Annotated in this window: 16 protein-coding genes; 7 read left to right on the top strand and 9 right to left on the bottom strand. The window is 64.2% G+C overall.

Translation table 11 applies throughout. From position 1 onward, the window contains the following. Window positions 1–6: 6 nt before the first annotated feature. The 7 genes from rimP (at window position 7) to pnp (ending at window position 8,630) form a co-directional block, all read left to right on the top strand. Entirely contained in the window at window positions 7–468 is a 462-nt protein-coding gene (gene rimP, locus BCL93_RS14120) for a ribosome maturation factor RimP (RefSeq protein ID WP_112055913.1), read from the top strand. A gap of 40 nt (window positions 469–508) precedes the next feature. Further along, window positions 509–2,002, top strand: a complete 1,494-nt coding sequence (gene nusA / locus BCL93_RS14115) for a transcription termination factor NusA (protein ID WP_112055912.1) — start codon at window positions 509–511, stop codon at window positions 2,000–2,002. Between the two features lie 28 nt (window positions 2,003–2,030). Beyond that, on the top strand, window positions 2,031–4,523 hold the full coding sequence (gene infB, locus BCL93_RS14110) for a translation initiation factor IF-2 (protein WP_112055911.1): 2,493 nt from the start codon (window positions 2,031–2,033) through the stop codon (window positions 4,521–4,523). Between the two features lie 20 nt (window positions 4,524–4,543). Further along, window positions 4,544–4,984, top strand: coding sequence for a 30S ribosome-binding factor RbfA (gene rbfA, locus BCL93_RS14105; RefSeq protein ID WP_112055910.1), 441 nt, complete (start codon window positions 4,544–4,546; stop codon window positions 4,982–4,984). Continuing rightward, entirely contained in the window at window positions 4,984–5,919 is a 936-nt protein-coding gene (truB, locus tag BCL93_RS14100; RefSeq protein WP_112055909.1) for a tRNA pseudouridine(55) synthase TruB, read from the top strand. The genes rbfA and truB overlap by 1 nt, the downstream gene beginning before the upstream one ends. A 107-nt stretch (window positions 5,920–6,026) precedes the next feature. Next, on the top strand, window positions 6,027–6,296 hold the full coding sequence (gene rpsO / locus BCL93_RS14095; protein WP_112055908.1) for a 30S ribosomal protein S15: 270 nt from the start codon (window positions 6,027–6,029) through the stop codon (window positions 6,294–6,296). 204 nt (window positions 6,297–6,500) lie between these two features. Continuing rightward, window positions 6,501–8,630, top strand: coding sequence for a polyribonucleotide nucleotidyltransferase (gene pnp, locus BCL93_RS14090; protein ID WP_181463108.1), 2,130 nt, complete (start codon window positions 6,501–6,503; stop codon window positions 8,628–8,630). A 105-nt stretch (window positions 8,631–8,735) separates the two neighbouring features. Here the strand turns inward: pnp and BCL93_RS14085 are convergent, their stop codons facing one another. From BCL93_RS14085 to BCL93_RS17280, 9 genes are all read right to left on the bottom strand, one after another. Next, on the bottom strand, window positions 8,736–9,914 hold the full coding sequence (locus tag BCL93_RS14085) for an acetyl-CoA C-acetyltransferase (protein ID WP_112055906.1): 1,179 nt from the start codon (window positions 9,912–9,914) through the stop codon (window positions 8,736–8,738). Window positions 9,915–10,162: 248 nt separating this feature from the next. Next, complete coding sequence (gene panD / locus BCL93_RS14080; RefSeq protein ID WP_112055905.1) at window positions 10,163–10,543, bottom strand: aspartate 1-decarboxylase; 381 nt, start codon at window positions 10,541–10,543, stop codon at window positions 10,163–10,165. 13 nt (window positions 10,544–10,556) lie between these two features. Then, on the bottom strand, window positions 10,557–11,417 hold the full coding sequence (gene panC, locus BCL93_RS14075; protein WP_112055904.1) for a pantoate--beta-alanine ligase: 861 nt from the start codon (window positions 11,415–11,417) through the stop codon (window positions 10,557–10,559). Continuing rightward, window positions 11,417–12,208, bottom strand: coding sequence for a 3-methyl-2-oxobutanoate hydroxymethyltransferase (gene panB, locus BCL93_RS14070; protein WP_112055903.1), 792 nt, complete (start codon window positions 12,206–12,208; stop codon window positions 11,417–11,419). The genes panC and panB overlap by 1 nt, the downstream gene beginning before the upstream one ends. A gap of 139 nt (window positions 12,209–12,347) precedes the next feature. After that, window positions 12,348–12,839 (bottom strand): 2-amino-4-hydroxy-6-hydroxymethyldihydropteridine diphosphokinase, encoded by a 492-nt coding sequence (folK, locus tag BCL93_RS14065; protein ID WP_112055902.1) that lies wholly within the window; start codon window positions 12,837–12,839, stop codon window positions 12,348–12,350. 4 nt (window positions 12,840–12,843) lie between these two features. Further along, window positions 12,844–14,259, bottom strand: a complete 1,416-nt coding sequence (gene pcnB / locus BCL93_RS14060) for a polynucleotide adenylyltransferase PcnB (RefSeq protein ID WP_112055901.1) — start codon at window positions 14,257–14,259, stop codon at window positions 12,844–12,846. An 887-nt stretch (window positions 14,260–15,146) separates the two neighbouring features. After that, window positions 15,147–16,529: a sigma-54-dependent transcriptional regulator gene (locus BCL93_RS14055; RefSeq protein ID WP_112055900.1), complete on the bottom strand. Its 1,383-nt coding sequence runs from the start codon at window positions 16,527–16,529 to the stop codon at window positions 15,147–15,149. After that, the gene (locus BCL93_RS14050; protein WP_112055899.1) at window positions 16,507–19,512 is read right to left on the bottom strand and encodes an ATP-binding protein; all 3,006 of its coding nucleotides are present in this window, start codon (window positions 19,510–19,512) and stop codon (window positions 16,507–16,509) included. Before BCL93_RS14050 ends, BCL93_RS14055 begins: the two co-directional genes overlap by 23 nt. Further along, window positions 19,502–19,678: a hypothetical protein gene (locus BCL93_RS17280; protein ID WP_175491668.1), complete on the bottom strand. Its 177-nt coding sequence runs from the start codon at window positions 19,676–19,678 to the stop codon at window positions 19,502–19,504. Before BCL93_RS17280 ends, BCL93_RS14050 begins: the two co-directional genes overlap by 11 nt. Between the last annotated feature and the right edge of the window lie 25 nt (window positions 19,679–19,703).

Here is a 19,703-nt window from a genome sequence, read left to right as displayed (position 1 = left end):
TCGTCTGTGGCAATCAAGGACGCTGCGCTATACGCGTTAATCGAGCCGGTGGCCTCCGCCATGGGCTTCGAGCTCTGGGGACTCGACTACCTGTCCCAGGGCAAACACTCCCGCCTGGTGATCTATATCGATGGCCCCAACGGCGTGACCGTCGACGACTGTGCCGATATCAGCCGCCAGATCAGTGCGGTCATGGATGTCGAGGACCCTATCGCCGGCGAGTACCGGCTTGAGGTGTCGTCCCCGGGCATGGACCGGCCGTTGTTCACCCTCGATCATTTCGAACGCTTCAAGGGGCATGTGGTGGCCATCAAGCTGCGCACACCCTTCGACGGTCGGCGCAAGTTCCAGGGACTGCTGGCCGGTATCGAAGAGGACGAAGTGTTGTTGCAGGTTGAAGGCGAGGAGTACTGCTTTCCCATCGACAGCATCGATCAGGCGCGTGTCGTGCCCCAGTTCGAGGATTGAGGTCGATGCATAAGGACAGGTTTTCTGGCGAGGCAAAGGCATGAGCAAAGAGATTTTGATGGTCGTTGACGCGATCTCGAATGAGAAGGGCGTGCCCCGTGACGTCATCTTCGAAGCCGTAGAAGCGGCGCTGGCCAGTGCATCGCGCAAGCGGTTCGACGGTCAGGAAGTCAACGTGCGGGTGGCAATCGATCGTGCAACCGGCGACTACGATACCTTCCGTCGCTGGGTGGTGATCGAGGACGACGAGTTCGAGAACCCGGACGCCGAGATCAAGCAGTCCTTCGCCGAGCGTCGTGATCCGCCGCTGACCGAGGGCGACGTGGTCGAGGAGCGCATCGAGAATGCCACCTTCGGTCGCATCGCGGCGCAGACCGCCAAGCAAGTGATCGTGCAGAAGGTCCGTGAGGCCGAGCGCGCCGAAGTGGTGCGCCAGTATACCGATCGCGAAGGCGAGCTGGTGGCCGGCATTGTCAAGAAGACGACACGTGAAGGGCTGATCATCGATCTGGGCGACAACGCCGAGGCGTTCCTGCCGCGTAATGAGATGATCCCGGGCGAGCGCTACCGCATGAACGAGCGGGTGCGTGCGCTGCTGGTCAAGGTCGACGCCGAGGCGCGTGGCGCCCAGTTGATCCTGTCGCGGACCTGCCCGGAACTGATCATCGAGCTGTTCAAGATCGAGGTGCCGGAAATTGCCGAGCAGCTCATCGAGATCAAGGGCGCGGCGCGGGACCCCGGTTCGCGGGCCAAGATCGCGGTCAAGACCAATGACCGCCGCATCGACCCGGTCGGTGCCTGCGTCGGCATGCGCGGTTCGCGAGTGCAGGCGGTGTCCACCGAGCTGCAGAACGAACGTGTGGATATCATTCTTTGGGACGACAACCCCGCGCAGCTGGTGATCAACGCCATGGCGCCGGCGGATGTCGCCTCGATTCTCGTCGATGAGGACAGCCATGCCATGGATGTCGCCGTCGCCGAGGACAATCTCGCCCAGGCCATCGGTCGCAGTGGCCAGAACGTGCGGCTCGCTTCAGAGCTGACCGGCTGGAAACTCAACGTGATGACCGAGGACGAGGCCGAGGGTAAGCGCGAGCAGGAAATCGATAGTCAGGTGGAATTCTTCATCAACCACCTGGAGATCGACGAGGAGCTGGCACGTATCATGGTCGAAGAAGGCTTCACTTCCCTGGAAGAAGTTGCCTACGTGCCCCTCGAGGAAATGCTCGAGATCGAGGAATTCGACGAGGATCTCGTCGAGGAGCTGCGTGCACGCGCAAAAGATGAGCTGTTGAACCTGGCAATTGCTTCCGAAGAGCAGCTCGACGGCGCCCAGCCCGCCGACGACCTGCTCGAGATGGAAGGGATGGAGCGTCACCTGGCCTTCATTCTGGCCAGCCGGGGCATTGTCACCATGGAGGACCTTGCCGAGCAGTCCGTCGATGATCTTGAAGACATCGAGGGCGTGGACGAGGAGCGCGCTGCGGCATTGATCATGACTGCCCGTGCGCCTTGGTTCGAGAGCGAACAGTAAACAGGTCACGGGCTCAGGAGGGTCGTTAATGTCAGACATGACCGTAAAAGATTTTGCCGTAAAAGTGGGGCGCGAAGTGCCCCGCTTACTAGAACAGATGAAAGAAGCCGGCCTGCCGCACAAGGCCGAGGGCGACGCTGTGTCCGAAGCGGACAAGAAGCGCCTGCTCGACTATTTGACCAAGAGCCACGGCGGCGATAGCGACGCCGGGGCCAAGAATCGCGTCACCCTGACGCGCAAGACCAAGAGCCGGATCCGTTCCGGTGATCGTGGCAAGTCCATTGAGGTCTCGGTCCGCAAGAAGCGCACCTACGTGAAGCGCGACGAAGAGCCGGCCGAGAAACCCAAGACCGAAGAAACGGGACCGCGCCAGCTGGTCGGCGACATGGCCGATTCCCAGGCCGAGCGAGCTGCCCGCGAGGCGGAAGAAGCCAAGGCCGCCAAGGCCAACGCCGAAGCCGCCAAGGCAGAGGAAGCGGCCAAGGCGACAGCGGCCGAGCCGGAGATTCCGGTGCCGGAGCTCGAGACTGCCGAGCCTGCTGCCCCCGAAGTCAACGCACCACCCAAGGAGCCCCGCGGCGATACGCGTCGGGCGCCCAAGAAGGCCGGTGCCAAGGCCAAGAAGGGTCGTCAGGAGCGTGACGATGACGATCGCGAAGAGCGCCGTCGCGGCGGCAAGAAAGCCAAGCGCGCTGAGCGTCGCGGCAGCCGTCGTGGCGGTCGTGAAGGCGGCGGCAAGCACGGCTTCCAGAAGCCGACGCAGCCGATCGTGCGCGAAGTGTCGATTCCCGAATCGATCAGCGTCGCCGAACTTGCCGACAAGATGTCGATCAAGGCCAACGAAGTTATCAAGGCCATGTTCAACATGGGCGCGGCCGTGACCATCAACCAGACCATCGACCAGGAGACCGCGGTAATCGTGGTCGAGGAAATGGGCCACAAGCCCAAGCTGGTCAAGGACGATGCCCTTGAGACCGAAGTGCTCGAGAGCATCTCCTACGAGGGCGAAGAGATTACGCGCTCTCCGGTGGTCACCGTTATGGGTCACGTCGACCACGGCAAGACCTCGCTGCTCGACTACGTGCGTCGTGCCAAGGTGGCGACCGGTGAAGCCGGCGGCATTACCCAGCACATTGGTGCCTATCACGTTGAGGACGATCACGGCGGCGTGACCTTCCTCGATACCCCGGGCCACGCGGCGTTCACCGCCATGCGTGCTCGTGGTGCCAAGGCGACCGACGTGGTGATCCTGGTGGTCGCTGCAGACGACGGCGTGATGCCGCAGACCATCGAGGCGATCGAGCACTCGAAGGCTGCCGGCGTGCCGATGGTCGTGGCGGTCAACAAGATCGACAAGGCGGGCGCTGATCCGGACCGGGTCAAGAACGAGCTGTCCCAGCACGGCGTCATCTCCGAAGAGTGGGGCGGCGACACCCAGTTCGTCCACGTCTCTGCCAAGTCTGGTGAAGGCATCGAAGACCTGCTGGAATCTATCCAGCTGGTGTCCGAAGTGCTCGAGCTCAAGGCCGTGCCGGAAGCGCCTGGCAAGGGCGTCGTGGTCGAGTCGCGTCTCGACAAGGGCCGTGGCCCTGTCGCGACCGTGCTGGTCCAGAACGGCACTCTGAAGAAAGGCGACATCGTGCTCGCCGGCCTCCACCACGGCCGCGTGCGTGCCCTGACCAACGAGCTTGGCAAGCAGGTCGACGAGGTCGGTCCGTCCATGCCGGTCGAGATCCAGGGTCTCGATGGCACGCCGGATGCCGGTGATGACTTCATGGTGCTCGAAGACGAGAAGAAGGCCCGCGAGATCGCCAACTTCCGTCAGGGCAAGTACCGCGAAGTGCGCCTGGCTCGCCAGCAGAAAGCCAAGCTGGAGAACATGTTCAGCCAGATGGGCAAGGAAGAGGTCGCCAAGGTCAACATCGTCCTCAAGGCCGACGTCCAGGGCTCGCTGGAAGCCATCAAGAGCGCTCTCGAAGAGCTCTCCACCGACGAAGTCGAGGTCGCCGTGGTGTCCTCGGGTGTCGGCGGCATCACCGGTACCGACGCCAACCTGGCGCTGGCCAGTGAGGCCATCGTGGTCGGCTTCAACGTCCGTGCCGACGCCGCTGCCCGCGAGATCATCGAGCGTGAAGGCCTGGATCTGCGCTACTACAGCGTGATCTACCAGCTGATCGACGAGGTCAAGCAGGCCATGAGCGGCATGCTGGCACCGGACTGGAAAGAAGAGATCGTCGGCGTGGCCGAGGTTCGCGACGTCTTCCGCGCGCCGAAGATCGGCGCCGTGGCCGGCTGCATGGTGGTCGAGGGCACCGTTCACCGCAACAAGAAGATCCGTGTGCTGCGCGAAAACGTGGTCATCTACGAAGGCGAGCTGGAATCCCTGCGTCGCTTTAAGGATGACGTCAACGAAGTGCGCAACGGCATGGAATGCGGTATCGGCGTCAAGAACTACAACGACGTCCAGGCCGGTGACAAGATCGAGGTCTTCGATCAGGTCAAGGTCGAACGCACCCTGTAACCGACCGAGGAGAGCTGGTCATGCGCGAGTTCAAGCGTACCGATCGGGTAGCCGACCAGCTGCAGCAGGAGCTGGCGGTACTCATCCAGCGCGAGGTCAAAGACCCGCGCCTGGGCATGATCACCGTCAGCGGGGTCACGGTCAGCCGTGACCTCGGCTATGCCGACGTCTATGTCACGCTGCTCGGCGAGAATGACGCCGAGCGGGTTAAGGACAACCTCAAGGTGCTCAAGCGCGCCGCAGGCTTCCTGCGCAGTCAGGTCGCCCGTCGCATCAAGCTGCGTCACGTGCCAGAACTGCGCTTTCACTATGATGAGAGCGTGGTGCGTGGCCAGCAGCTGTCTTCGCTGATCGAGGAAGCGGTCGCCAGCGATCGCGCCCAGCATCACGAGGAACAGGACGATGACGGCGATGTCGCCGATAGCCACGGCGATCAGAGCCGCGACGAGGACGGCCGCTGATGGCGCGAAAGCGTCGCGGCCTGCCGGTCGATGGAGTGCTGTTGTTCGACAAGCCCAAGGGCGCGTCGAGCAACCATGTGCTGCAGCGCGTCCGGCGGCTCTATCAGGCCCAGAAAGCCGGACACACCGGCACGCTGGACCCGATGGCCACCGGTCTGCTGCCGATCTGCTTCGGCGAAGCCACCAAGTTCAGCTCCTTCCTGCTCGAGGCCGACAAGGTCTACGAGACCCGGGTGAAGCTGGGCGAGGTGACCGACACCGGCGATGCCGAGGGCGAGATTGTCGAGCGCGCTCCGATACCGGCCTTGAAGGAGGCCGATATCGAGGCTGTGCTTGCCCGTTTTCGCGGCGAGATCGACCAGGTGCCGCCGATGTATTCGGCGCTCAAGCACGAGGGGCGCAAGCTCTATGAGCTGGCCCGGGAAGGCAAGACAATCGAGCGTGCAGTCCGGCGCGTGAGCGTTTATGATAGCCGGCTGCTCGAGGCAGATGCCGAGGGTTTCGAGCTGCGGGTGCAGTGCAGCAAAGGCACCTATATCCGCACGCTTGCCGAGGATATCGGCCAGGCGCTTGGCTGCGGTGGCCACATCACGGCCCTGCGTCGGCTCAAGACCGGCCCCTTCGACGGTGACGGCATGCATACCCTGGACGCTCTGGAGGCATTGGCCGATCAGGACGCCCGGGAAGCCCTGCTGATGCCGATCGATGTGCTGGTGGCGCATCTGCCGGCCCTTGAGGTCGACGACGTGGCGGCCTCCCGGATCCAGCACGGCCAGCAGGCCCGCGTGGATACCGGAGAGCTCGGCGTTGATGACACCGTCAGACTCTATCGTGGCGAGGTCTTTCTGGGCCTGGTCACGGTCAAGGCGGCGGGGGAAATTGCCCCCCGTCGCTTGTTGAATACCGCCGCTGCCCAGTCGGGTGGCGATGCGTAAAGCAACCCGCACCGCGTGGAACCTGCCGCGCGGTGTAGGCGTGGAGACTGCAAATATGCGTGGTCTCCGACATTCATCACCAGGCATATTGCTTACTGGAGAAACAGATGGCACTGACCGCTGAAAAGAAGGCCGAGATCGTCAATGAATTCGGCCGTGTCGAAAATGACACCGGTTCCCCCGAAGTTCAGGTGGCCCTGCTGAGCGCCAACATCGACGGCCTGCAGGATCACTTCAAGACCAACAAGCAGGATCACCACTCCCGTCGTGGCCTGATCCGTATGGTCAACCAGCGTCGTAAGCTGCTCGACTACCTGAAGCGCAAGGACTTCGAGCGCTACCAGTCGCTGATCCAGCGCCTGGGCCTGCGTCGCTAAGCGGCAGCCGGTAGCCAGACAGGGAAGGGTCCACGGATTCTTCCCGAACCCGCGGCAGCGCCGCAGGGTTCTTCGAACAAGCAACCCCACGGGGTTGCTTGTTGTTTTATGGGATCTTGGTAGCCCTTGCCTCGACGACCTCCTAAAATGGTCGACGTGTCAAAAAAGACCCAATGTGAATTCGACAAGTTGAAGGAAGCCGCCGTGAACCCGGTCAAGAAAACATTCCAGTACGGTCGCAGCACCGTGACTCTCGAGACGGGCCGCATCGCCCGTCAGGCCACTGGTGCCGTGCAGGTCACCATGGGCGATACCGTGGTGCTGTGCACCGTGGTGGGCAAGAAGACCCGCAAGCCTGGCCAGGACTTCTTCCCGCTGTCCGTGCACTACCAGGAAAAGACCTATGCCGTGGGCAAGATCCCCGGCGGCTTCTTCAAGCGTGAGGGGCGTCCCACCGAGAAGGAAACCCTCACCTCGCGCCTGATCGATCGTCCGATCCGCCCGCTGTTCCCCAAGGGCTTCATGAACGAAGTCCAGGTCATCTGTAACGTGATGTCCGCCGATCGCAATCAGGACCCGGATATCGCCGCCATGATCGGCACCTCCGCGGCGCTGGCCATTTCCGGCCTGCCGTTCAGCGGCCCGATCGGCGCCGCCCGCGTCGGCTTCGACGAGGAGAAGGGCTACTTCCTCAACCCGACCGTCGAAGAGCTGACCCGCTCAGAACTCAACATGGTTGTCGCCGGTACCGCGAAGGCCGTGCTGATGGTCGAGTCCGAAGCCAAGGAACTGCTCGAAGACGAGATGCTCGGTGCGGTGCTGTTCGCCCACCAGGAGATGCAGGTCGCGATCACTGCGATCAACGAGCTGGTCGCCGAAGCCGGCAAGCCGAAGTGGGACTGGCAGCCGGCTGAAGAGAATGTCGCCCTCAAGGAAGCCCTGGCCAAGGACTTCGAATCCAAGGTCGGCGAAGCCTATCGCATCACCGACAAGATGGCTCGCCAGGATGCCCTGAGTGCTGCCAAAGACGCCGCCATCGAAGCGCTGGCTGGTGAAGAAGAGGGCACTTTCGACGCCGACGAGGTTGCCAAGGCCTTCGCCGCGCTCGAGAAGCGTGTGGTGCGCTCGCGGGTGGTCAAGGGCGAGCCGCGCATCGACGGCCGCGACCTGAAGACCGTGCGTCCGCTGGACATCGAGGTGGGCATGCTGCCCAAGACGCATGGCTCGGCGCTGTTCACCCGCGGCGAGACCCAGGCCATGGTGGTGGCTACCCTCGGCACCCTGCGCGACTCCCAGCTGATCGAATCACTGGAAGGCGAGCGCAAGGATCGCTTCCTGCTGCACTACAACTTCCCCCCGTACTGCGTGGGTGAAGCCGGCTTCATGGGCGGGCCCAAGCGTCGCGAGATCGGTCACGGTCGTCTGGCACGCCGCGGCGTCCAGGCCATGCTGCCCAGCGATGACGACTTCCCCTATACCATCCGCGTGGTCTCCGAGATCACCGAGTCCAACGGCTCCAGCTCCATGGCCTCGGTGTGTGGCACCTCGCTGGCCCTGATGGACGCTGGCGTGCCTCTCAAGGCGCCGGTGGCCGGCATCGCCATGGGCCTGGTCAAGGATGAAGACGGCTTCGCCGTGCTGACCGACATCCTGGGTGACGAGGACCACCTCGGCGACATGGACTTCAAGGTGGCCGGCAGCGCAGAAGGCGTGACCGCCCTGCAGATGGACATCAAGATCGAGGGCATCAACGAGGAGATCATGGAGCAGGCGCTGCAGCAGGCCCATGACGCGCGTCTGACCATCCTCGAGCAGATGAACCAGGTGATCGGTCAGAGCCGCAGCGAAGTGTCCGATAACGCCCCGTCGATGGCCACCATCAAGATCAACCCGGACAAGATCCGCGACGTGATCGGCAAGGGCGGCGCCACCATCCGCAAGATCTGCGACGACACTGGCGCCTCCATCGATCTGGACGACGACGGCACAGTGCGCATCTATGCCGAGGACAAGACGGCCGCCAAGGCAGCGATCGACACGGTGCTCGCGATCACCGCCGAAGCCGAGATCGGCAAGCTCTACAAGGGCAAGGTCGTGCGCATCGCCGACTTCGGCGCCTTCGTCAACATCATGCCGGGCACCGACGGTCTGGTGCACATCTCCCAGATCGTGCCCGAGCGGGTCAACGACGTGCGTGAATTCCTCAACGAAGGGGACGACGTGATCGTCAAGGTGCTGGACATCGACAACCGCAACCGCGTGAAGCTCTCCATCAAGGAGATCACACCGGAAGAGAAGGCTGCCTTCGAGGCCGCCGAGGTGGTCGTCGACTGATCCCGCTCGACGCCGCAACGACAACGCCCCCGCAGCCTTGGCTGCGGGGGCGTTTTTTATGCGCTGGCGACGTTTAGGTCGCAGTGTGGGTCAGGCCTTTTGGGCTCAGCGCTCGATGGCGAGCGCCACCCCCTGCCCGCCGCCGATGCACAGCGTCGCGAGGCCCTTCTTGGCGTCGCGGGCAATCATCTCGTGGACCAAGGTCACCAGCACGCGGCAGCCGGAGGCGCCGATCGGGTGGCCGATGGCGATGGCGCCGCCGTTGACGTTGATCTTGTCGGTATCCCAACCAAGCTCCTTGTTGACCGACAGCGCCTGGGCGGCGAAGGCCTCGTTGGCCTCGATCAGGTCCAGCTCGCCGATGGCCCAGCCCGCCTTGTCGAGGCAGCGACGGGTTGCCGGCGCCGGGCCGATGCCCATGATCGCCGGGTCGACGCCGGCGTTGGCGTAGGCCTTGATGCGAGCCAGCGGTTCGAGCCCCAGCGCCTTGGCCTTCTCGGCGGAGCACAGCATGACCACTGCGGCGCCGTCGTTGATGGAGGAAGCGTTGCCGGCGGTCACGGTGCCGTCCTTCTTGAAGGCCGGGCGCATGCCACCAAGCTTCTCGGCGGTCACACCCGGACGCGGGCCTTCGTCGGTGTCGAAGACCACCGGGTCGCCCTTGCGCTGGGGAATCTCGACCGGGACGATCTGGCTCTTGAACTTGCCGGCCTCGATGGCAGCGGTGGCCTTCTGCTGGGAGGCAGCGGCGAAGGCGTCCATCTCCTCGCGGGTGATGCCGTACTTCTCGGCCAAATTCTCGGCAGTGATGCCCATGTGATAGTCGTTGAAGGCATCCCACAGGCCGTCATGGACCATGGTATCGATGGCCTTCCAGTCGCCCATGCGCTGGCCGGTGCGTGAGTGCGGCAGCACGTGGGGCGACGCGGACATGTTTTCCTGGCCGCCGGCGAGGATCAGCTCGGCGTCGCCACAGCGGATCGCCTGCGTCGCCAGATGCAGCGCCTTGAGGCCGGAGCCGCAGACCTTGTTGATGGTCATGGCCGGTACGCCGTCGGGCAGGCCGGCCTTGATGGCGGCCTGGCGCGCCGGGTTCTGGCCGACACCGGCGGTCAGGACCTGGCCGAGCAGTACTTCGTCGACCTGATCACCCGCGACGCCGGTCTGCTTGAGGATATCCTTGATGACCAAGGCACCCAGCTCGCTTGCAGGAATGTCGGCGAGCGAACCACCGAAGGTGCCAACGGCAGTGCGGCGGGCCGCGACAATCACCACGTCTTGCATAAAGAGACTCCTCGAAAAGGGCTAGTGACCTTTAAGCATAGGAGAGTCTTGTGCGCCGCGACAATGGCTAATCGCTTAAATGGTACCAAAGAGCAAGTCGAGAAGAGGAGGTGAGCGACCTCGCGGATGGCGGGCGCAGCGGCCGGCGAGAGGAGAAAGGTGCCGGCCGCGCGCGAGGTGCTTGGTGAGCGAGTTGTTTACTGTTAGCTACCAGGCGCTATGTTTCAGGTTAAGGTTCAGACTTAGACTCAGGCCAGCTGGACGGGAATGGCATGGCTGGTGTGGCTGACGTCGTTGCCTTCCTGCAGATAGACCAGGGCCGGCTGGTGCTGCTCCACTTCGCGATCATCGTAATGGGCATAGCTGCAGATGATCACACGGTCACCGACGCTTGCGAGGTGGGCCGCAGCACCGTTCACCGAGATTACCTTGGAGCCTTCCTCGGCGCGGATGGCGTAGGTGGTGAAGCGCTGGCCGCCCTCGACGTTATAGATCTGGATCTGCTCGTTTTCGCGAATGCCGGCCATGTCGAGCAGCTCGCCGTCGATGGCGCAGGAGCCTTCATAGTTGAGCACGGCGTGGGTGACGCGGGCCATGTGCAGCTTGGCCTTGAGCATGATGGTGTACATCGGATTGGCTTCCTTATCCGTCGCGATGCGACAGGCTAACGGTCAGGTTGTCGATCAGGCGGGCCGGCCCCAACTGGGCCGCGGCGAGAATCACTGCGTCTCGGGTGTCGGCGTCAACCTCGCCGAGATCGTCGGCGCGGCGCAGCGCCAGATAGTCGGGCACGAACCCGCGCGTGATCAGGCGTTCATGGGCGGCGGCGAAGGCATCGGCCACTGAGGCGCCGGCGATGATCGCTTCGCGCAGCTCGCAAAGAGTGAGGTGAAGGCCGGGAGCCCGGGTGCGCTCCTCTTCGCTCAGATAGCCGTTGCGCGATGAAAGCGCCAGGCCATCGGCCGCGCGCACGATCGGCACGCCGACGATCTCGATGGGAAAGTGCAGGTCGTGAGTCAGCTGGCGAATCACCGCCAGCTGCTGATAGTCCTTCTCGCCGAAGCAGGCAAGGTCCGGCTGCACCAGGTTGAAGAGCAGGCTGACCACGGTGGCTACGCCGTCGAAGTGACCCGGTCGCGAGCCGCCGCACAGCCCCTCGCTGACCCCGGCGACGCGGACTCGGGTCTGCACGCCGAGGCCCTGGGGGTAGAGCTCGCGGGTCGACGGCGCGAACAGCAGGTCGCAGCCGGCGTCGGCGAGCCCGGCCTGATCCTCGGCGAGGGTGCGCGGGTAGGCGTCCAGATCCTCGTCGGGGCCGAACTGCAGGGGGTTGACGAAGATCGTGGCTACGACCAGGTCGGCGCGCGCCCGCGCCTCGGCGACCAGTGCCAGGTGGCCCGCATGCAGGTTGCCCATGGTCGGCACCAGGGCGATGCGTTGCCCTGCGCGCCTGGGGCCGGCCAGCGCCTCACGCAGCGCCTGGACGTGATGCAGGGTGTCCATCAGAAGCTGTGCTCCTCGGCCGGAAAGCGGCGTGCCTTGACGGCGTCGTGATAGCGGCGGAAGGCGTCCTGGATGTCCTCGGCCTCGGTCATGAAGTTCTTGACGAAGCGCGGCGTACGGCCATGGGTGATGCCCAGCACGTCGTGCATGACGAGAATCTGGCCATCGACGTCGGGACCCGCGCCAATGCCGATCACCGGCACCTCCAGCGCATCGCGCACCGCGCGGCCGAGGCTTGCCGGCACGCATTCGAGCAGGATCACCGAGGCGCCGGCGTCTTGCAGTGCCTTGGCGTCATGGAGAATCTGTTCGGCGCGCTCGGTGTCACGGCCCTGTACCTTGTAGCCGCCCAGCTGATGCACCGACTGCGGTGTGAGGCCCAGGTGTGCGCACACCGGCACGCCGCGTCGGGTGAGTTCACGGATGCCGTCGGCCATCCAGGCCTCGCCCTCGACCTTGATCAGCTCAGCGCCCGCGCGCATCAGTGCGCCGGCATCGTCAAGCAGCTTCGGCAGGCTTGCGTTGCTCATGAAGGGCAGGTCGACCATCAGCAGGCTGGCACCCTTGCCGCGGACCGCGCAGCGGGTGTGATAGCAGATGTCGTCGAGGGTGACCGGCAGGGTGCTGTTGTGGCCCTGCAGCACCATGCCCAGGGAATCACCGACCAGCAGCACCTCGATCCCGGCGTCGCTGGCGGCGCGGGCAAAGGAGGCGTCGTAGGCGGTCAGGCAGCTGAAGGTCTCCCCCGCCCGCTTGTGGGCCGAAAGCGTGCTCAAGGTGACGGTTTTCATAGTATTGCGGTCTCGTCGATAGCGTCGTGGGATCGCGTTGAAGGCACGCGGTCGCCTGGCTGGCGTCGGGGCTGGAGCCATCAAAGTGTTACCCCGTCAGCCCTTGGAAGTGTGGAATGGTAACAAAAGTCGGGCAACTCTACCTTTGGGGTAACAGTGCCCGCAAGTCGTCAGCGTCCTGCCAGGCGGGGAGCACTGCCAGAGAACCCAGGCCCGGCAGCTCGAGGGTCGGTGCCAATTCGTGAAGAGGCACCACCACGAAGGCGCGATTGGCAATCTCGGGATGCGGCAGGCGCAGGCGTGGGTGGTCCAGGCACTGATCGTTGTACAGCAGCAGGTCGAGATCCAGGGTGCGCGGCCCCCAGTGGCGACGTCGCACTCTGGCGTGGCGCTGTTCGAGGGCCTGCAACTGATCGAGTAACGCGAGAGGCGACAGCCGGGTCTCGATGAGGGCCACGGCATTGATGAAGTCGGGTTGGTCCTGGGGACCCACCGGACGACTCGCGTAACAGGATGACGCGGCTATCAGGTGGGTCAGCTTCAGGCCGTCGAGCTCACGAAGCGCCCGCTCGATGTGATCGCGCGGGCCGTCGAGGTTGCTGCCAAGGCCGATATAGGCGTGCGACAGCATGCGCTCAGTCCTGCTGGTCCGACGTTGAAGGTGCCGCGCTGCGCCGACGCCTGCGCGGACGGCGCTTGCGCTTCTTGCCGCCACCGCTGCCGGCGGGGTCGCTGCCTAGCTTCTGCAGCAGGCGGCGCTGTTCGTGTTCGTCGGCGTCCTGGAAGGCAGTCCACCAGGTGCCCAGGCCGGGCTCGATCTCACCGGCTTCTTCGCGCAGTAGCAGGAAGTCGTAGGCGGCGCGGAAGCGCGGGTGCTCAAGAGTCTGGAAGGCCCGCTTGCCGTGGCGCTTGGGTAGATGCATCTGCAGATCCCAGATTTCGCGCATCGGGATGCTGAAACGCTTGGGGATCGAGACATGCTTGAGCTGACGGCCCACCACCTGCTGGGCGGCGCTATGCAGTGCCGGTACCTCTGGCATGCCGTCGTCGATCAGCGTCTGGTGGCGAAGCGTCACGGCTGGCCACAGCAGGGCGCCGATCAGGAAGGCCGGTGTCACCGGCCGGTCACGGCGGATGCGATCATCGGTGTTCGCAAGCGCCCGCTCCATCAGCTGCTCGGCCCAGGGCAGGGCTTCAAGTGCCTCGTCGGCTTCCGGGAAGAGCATCGGGAAGAGACCGTGGTGGCGCAGCGCACGGAAGGTGTCCAGGGCGTGACCTGCCAGGAACAGCTTGAGGATCTCGTCGAACAGCCGGGCCGGCGGGATCTGCAGCAGCAGCGGCGCCAGCTCGCGGATCGGCGCCTCGGTGGCGGCATCCATGTCGAAGTCGAGCTTGGCGGCGAAGCGCACTGCGCGCAGCATGCGCACCGGGTCTTCGCGGTAGCGGGTCGCCGGGTCGCCGATCAGGCGCAGCGTGCGCGCTTCGATGTCGCGCACGCCGTTCGCCCAGTCATGGATCGAGAAGTCGGCAATGTTGTAGTAGAGCGCATTGACCGTGAAGTCCCGGCGCAGCGCGTCTTCCTCGACATTGCCCCAGACGTTGTCACGCAGCAGCAGGCCGTCCTGGGACTGCTGTGACTGCTGGCCGCCATGATCGTCGCCAGGGCGTCCGCGGAAGGTGGTGACCTCGATCACCTCGCGGCCGAAGCGCACATGCACGATGCGAAAGCGCCGCCCGATGATGCGCGAATTGCGGAACAGATCGCGCAGCTCTTCGGGGGTCGCATCGGTGGCGACGTCGAAGTCCTTGGGCGTCTTGCCGAGCAGAGAATCCCGGATGCTGCCGCCGACCAGGTACGCCTCGAAGCCTGCATTGTGCAAGCGATAGAGAACCTTCAGCGCGGCATCGGAGAAGAGCTTGCGGGAAACGTCGTGGTTATCGCGGGGAATCACGCGCAGCGCGGGTGTCTGACCGGCAGCATCCTGAGGGCTGAAAAGCGACTTCAAGCGCTCACCGGGAGCTTGTAGAAAGCGGGTAAATCCTTTGAACATGCAGCGAAATCGACTCGCTAAGGCAAAACCCAAGTGTAGCCGACCACCGACACCTTGGGAACCATTGCCTGGTTTAGGGAACGGGTTGGTGCAAAAAATGTCTAGGTGGCCATGGCCGCCAGACGCAGAAAGGGGAGGCCAGTTGGCCTCCCCTGTAAGCATGAAATCAGCATCCCTGCTGTTGGTTTTTCTTCGTGATGGCGCATCGCCTTGAATACGCACCACAGTCACCAAAGCTGGTTCAGGCAAGCAAGATTCTTGTTGTTGTCGACCTTCCTGATGGCGACCGTCTCGTATTCAAAACAATAGTCCAACCACGACGGCAGAGAATTTGCCTACCTCCGGTGTGTTGTTGTTGTTACCGGAGGTGCATCGCGTGAGGGCTTGTTGTTGTTATGCCCTGTCGGGATGCGTTTCGTCCTGGTCAGCTTTCCGGACCCTCGACCGCAATTATTGTTGTGGTGGTCGAGCCGCACCGGCATGACTTGTCATTGTTCTTGTGAACGTCATTGCCATCATGGGTGCTGTGTCACGCCGTCAGCATTGTTGTTGTTGGGCTGTTGGCGGTGTCTGAAGCCTCGCCGTTGTTGTTATTAGCGCGAGTGCTCAGTGACGTCCGGCTGTTGTTTTTCTTGCCTTAAACATTGCACTGCTCATGCCATGTCTAAGAAAAATTATGTAAATCAATTTGTTATATTTTTTCGAATCAGTTCCGTCTGATATGCACATCGATTGTGTTACCCCCTGATGCCGCATACTGGGGCATTTCTTGTGTGGGATGGTAACAACTGGTGCAGAGATGGCTGCCATGATGAGGAAAAGCGCCTGCGAATGGAACTCGCAGGCGCTTAGACCATGGTCGTGTGGGTGGGGAAGCGCAGACCTGATCAGGCCTGCCGGCTGCGGGCGCTGCGCTTTCGGGGTATGCCCAGGCGCTGCCGGCGCTCCCACAGGCATTTGCGGCTGATGCCGAGCTTTTGGGCCAGTTCGGTCTCGCTCATCTCTTCCTGATGTTCGAGCACGAAGTGCTGGAAGTAGTCCTCCAGCGACAGGTCTTCCTCGCTGAGGTCCTCAGGTGTAGCCACGTCATCTTTCGATGCCGCGGGGCTCACGGTGGGCCGAGCCGAGGCTGACACGGGCCGCAGCCCCAGGTCATCGGGATGGATCAGGTGGCCTTCGGCGAGGATCACGCCCCGCTCGAGGGCGTTCTCGAGCTCACGGACATTGCCGGGCCAGAGGTAGTCGCGGATCTCGCGGCGTGCGCTGCGCGATAGCTTGAGCCCCTGGCGGTCATGGCGGCGGCAGGCGGCTTCGAGCAACACGTCGGTGATGGTCAGGATATCGTCTTCGCGCTCGCGCAGCGGCGGCAGGTCGATTTGCATCACGTTGAGGCGATAGTAAAGATCGAGGCGAAACTCGCCGGTCTTCGACAGTGCCTGCAGGTCGCGGTGGGTGGCGGCGATCAGGCGCACATCGACATGACGGGTTTCCACCGAGCCGATCTTGCGGATCTCGCCCTCCTGCAGCACGCGCAGCAGCCGGGCCTGGGCATCCAGCGGCAGCTCGCCGATCTCATCCAGAAACAGGGTGCCGCCGTCGGCGGCCTCGACCAGACCGGTGCGGGCAGCGCTGGCACCGGTGAAGGCTCCCTTCTCGTGGCCGAACAGTTCGGATTCGATCAGCGTCTCGGGAATCGCCGCGCAGTTGACGCAGATCAGCGGTGCCTTGATGCGCTTGCTCTGGCGGTGAATGGCGCGGGCCACCAGTTCCTTGCCGGTGCCCGACTCTCCCTGGATCAGCACCGTGACGTCCGCCGGAGCGGTCTTGCGGATCCGGGTATAGACCACCTGCATGGCCGGGCAGTCGCCGATCATCGTCTGAGGCGCGGCCTCGCTGGCTGTGTCAGGCGCAGGGGGCTCGCCGCCATGCTCGCGCAGTGCCCGGTCTACCGTCTCGAGTAGCTCGGCATGGTCGAAGGGTTTGGCGACGTAGTCGACCGCGCCTTGTTTCAGGGCATCGACGGCCGAGCGCATGCTGGCGTAGCTGGTCATGATCAGCACCGGCACCGGTGCTGCGCGCTCGATCATCGCGGTGCCGGGTTCACCGGGCAGGCGCAGGTCGCTGATCACCAGGGAAAAACGCTGGGGGTCTAGCGTTTCGGCCTCGGCTACCGAAGCGGCTTCGCTGACCTCGTGGCCATGGCGCTCCAGCAGCCGCTTCAGGGCGCTGCGGATGATGCTTTCGTCTTCAACGATCAGAATCCGGCTCATGGGGGAGCTCGTTGTCCTCTTTGCTCAGTGGTGGCCTGCTGACAGGTAGCCACATGACGATGCGGGTGCCGCTTTCGCGCCCGGTGGGAGGCGATTCTATATGGATCCGTCCCTGGTGGTCGGCCAGGATGCCATAGACCAGTGCGAGGCCCAGGCCGGTGCCCTCGCCGGGCGCCTTGGTGGTGGTGAAGGGCTCGAAAAGATGATCGCGGACCCTGGCATCGATGCCCGTGCCGGCATCGGTCACGCTCCATTCTATGCCATTACGGCCCTCGCCATCTGCAAGACGCCGGGCATCGATCTCTATCGCGCCGTTGGTGGGGCTGGCATCGCGGGCGTTGCCCAGCAGGTTGATCATCACCTGGACCATACGCTGGGCATCAGCCTCCAGCTCTAGGTCAGCGGGGCAATGATTGTGATAGACCACATCCTGACCCGTGCGTGCCAACTGGATCAAGTGAAGCGCCTCATTGGTGAGTTCGCGGGGGTTGACCGTGGCATAGCGCCCGGCGCTCTCCTGATGGCCGCCGTGGGCGAAGCCGACCAACGAGCCGATGATGCGCGAGACGCGCTCGGTGAGGGTCTGGATCTGGTCGGCGGTCTCCAGCAGCGCGGGGTCATCGGTGTCGTAGCGCAGGTTCTGGGCCAGCGAAGAGATGCCGGTGATGGGATTGCCGATTTCATGGGCGACTCCGGCGGCCAGTTGGCCGATCGAGGCCAGCCGGGCGGCGTGCACCAGCTCGTCCTCGAGCCACTTCATCTCGCTGTGATCCTCGACCAGAATCACCCGGCCGCCATAGGGGTCGTCCTCGGCATCCAGCGTGGCCTGGTGCAGGCTCAGGTAGCGCGTGGTGCCGGAAAGCGTCACCGGCTGCTTGTAGAGATGACGCTGGCCGTTGCTGAGCAGGCGCCCGAGTAGCTCGCCCCAGGGCTCAGGCAGGCTATCTCGGCGGGCGCCGACGACGTGCTCGCCGTCGATGCCGGAGAGCGCGGTCAGGGCGTCGTTCCACATCAGCAGTTCATCGTCGTCGCCGAAGGCGCACAGGCCGATGGGGAGCTGGGTGAGGGTGCGGCGATGGTAGCGACGCAGGCCGTCGAGCTCTCGGGCGAGGCCGGTGAGTCGCGAGCGATAGGCTTCCAGGCGGCTTTCGACGAAGTGAATGTCGTCAACCGCCTCTTTTTCTAGTCCTGCTCCGTCGCGACGATAGGGCAGGCAACGATCAACGATGTCCTGGGCCACCGACGGGCCCATCAGCCCCGAAAGATTGGCCTGGATACGATCACGCAGCCGGCGCAGGGCATAGGGGCGCCGATCCCAGGACGTCAGCTCTAGTGCCGCCAGGGCGCGTTCGACCTCGCGCTCGGCGACGTCGGCCCCCAGCGCCGGGGCGAGATGATGCTTGAAGTCTTCGCCGTGGGTGACGGTCAGCGCCAGGCGCTTGGGGCGAATCACCGGGTCCGCCGCGCAGGCCTCGGCGGCGGTTCGTTCGCCTGCCGAGGTGCGAGTCAGCAGCGAGACGAGAATCAGGATCAGACCGTTGGCGGTCAGCGCCACCAGCGTCACGGCGTACCAGGCGGGCGCGCTCGACAGGCTCTCCAGGCCGGGCGGCACCAGCACCCAGGGCGACAGACCAGTGACCAGCGGCAGCCACAGGCCCACCATCCACAGGCCCGTACCCACCAGCAGCCCACTGACCATGCCCTTGCGGTTGGCGCCGGGCCAGTAGAGCAGTGCCAACAACCCCGGCAGGCATTGGGCCATGCCGGAGAAGGAGGCGATTCCGAGGGTCGTCAGGTCATGGGCAAGCCCCAGGGTGCGATAGTAGAGCCAGCCTGAGAGAATCACCGCCACCACCAGCGCCCGCCGCAGCCAGCGCAGCCAGCGGTACAGATCGCCTCGGTGATCCGGCGGGTGGGCGACCAGCACCAGGTGATTGAGGATCATCCCCGACAGGGCCATGGCAATGATGATCAGGGTGCCGCTGGCCGCGGCGAGGCCGGCCAGGAAGACCAGCGCATCTACCCACGGCGAGGCGGACAGGGCGAAGGCCAGATAGGCGCTCTCAAGCCCCGGCGGGGCGATACCCACGCGCTGGGCGCCCCACAGGATTAGCGGCACCGGCAGGGCCATCAGCAATAGATAAAGCGGCAGACTCCAGCCGGCCTGCAGCAGCGCACGCGGGGACAGGCGCTCGGCGAAGGTCAGGTGGAACATGTGCGGCATCAGAAAGGCGGCGGCGAAGAACAGCAGCAGCAGGGTGCGCCACTGCCCCGAATCTAGCTCGCTGACGCCGGCCTGATGGACAAGCCCCGGGCCTTCGAGCCAGGCCTGCAGGTCGCTCGGGCCATCGAAGATGCCGAACAGGGCGAAGGCCCCCAGCGCCAGCATGGCGGCGAGCTTGACCAGCGACTCCACGGCGATGACGGCAAGCAGGGTGTCTTGATGGGCGTTGAGGTGAGTGTGACGCGCGCCAAAGAGCACCGCGAACAAGGCGATCACCAGGCAGAACCCTAGCGCGGCAAGCGCCGGCGACGCTGTGCCGGTGAGCTGCTGGATTGCCTGGCCCAGGGTCTGCACCTGCAGTGCCAGCAGCGGCAGCACCGCCATGGCGCTGATCACGGTGATCAGAGTGCCGACCCAGCGCGAGCGGAAGCGGAAGGCGAACAGGTCGGCCAGTGACGCCAACTGGTAGGTGCGGGTCAGGCGTTGGATCGGCAGCAGCAGCACCGGTGCCAGCAGGACGGCACCGGCGGCCCCCAGATAGTAGGCCAGATAGCCATAGCCGACCCGGCCGGCCAGTTCCACGCTGCCGTACACCGCCCAGGCGCTGGCATAGACGCCAAGCGCCAGGGTATAGACCGCCGGGTGGTGCACGAGACGCGAGGGAACCCAGCGCCGTTCCACTGCCAGGGCACACAGGAAAAGTAGCGCAAGATAGCCACCGCCTACCAGCAGCAAGGGAGACAGGCCTTCAGCGTTCATCGAGGGCCCTCTTTTGTTCGAGCCACAGCGACAGCGCGATCAGTACGCCCCAGATAACGAAGGGGCGATACCAGGCGCTATCGGGGCTGGCCCAGCCATTCATCAGCACCGGTGAGAGCAGGTAGCCGACGAAGACCAGCAACAGCATGATGCGATAGACGTACATGGGCCTCTCCTCGTAGTTGACGCCC

The sequence above is a fragment of the Onishia taeanensis genome (genome assembly GCF_003268885.1).
Lineage (GTDB): Bacteria > Pseudomonadota > Gammaproteobacteria > Pseudomonadales > Halomonadaceae > Onishia > Onishia taeanensis_A.
This window is presented reverse-complemented; position numbering and strand designations above follow the sequence as displayed.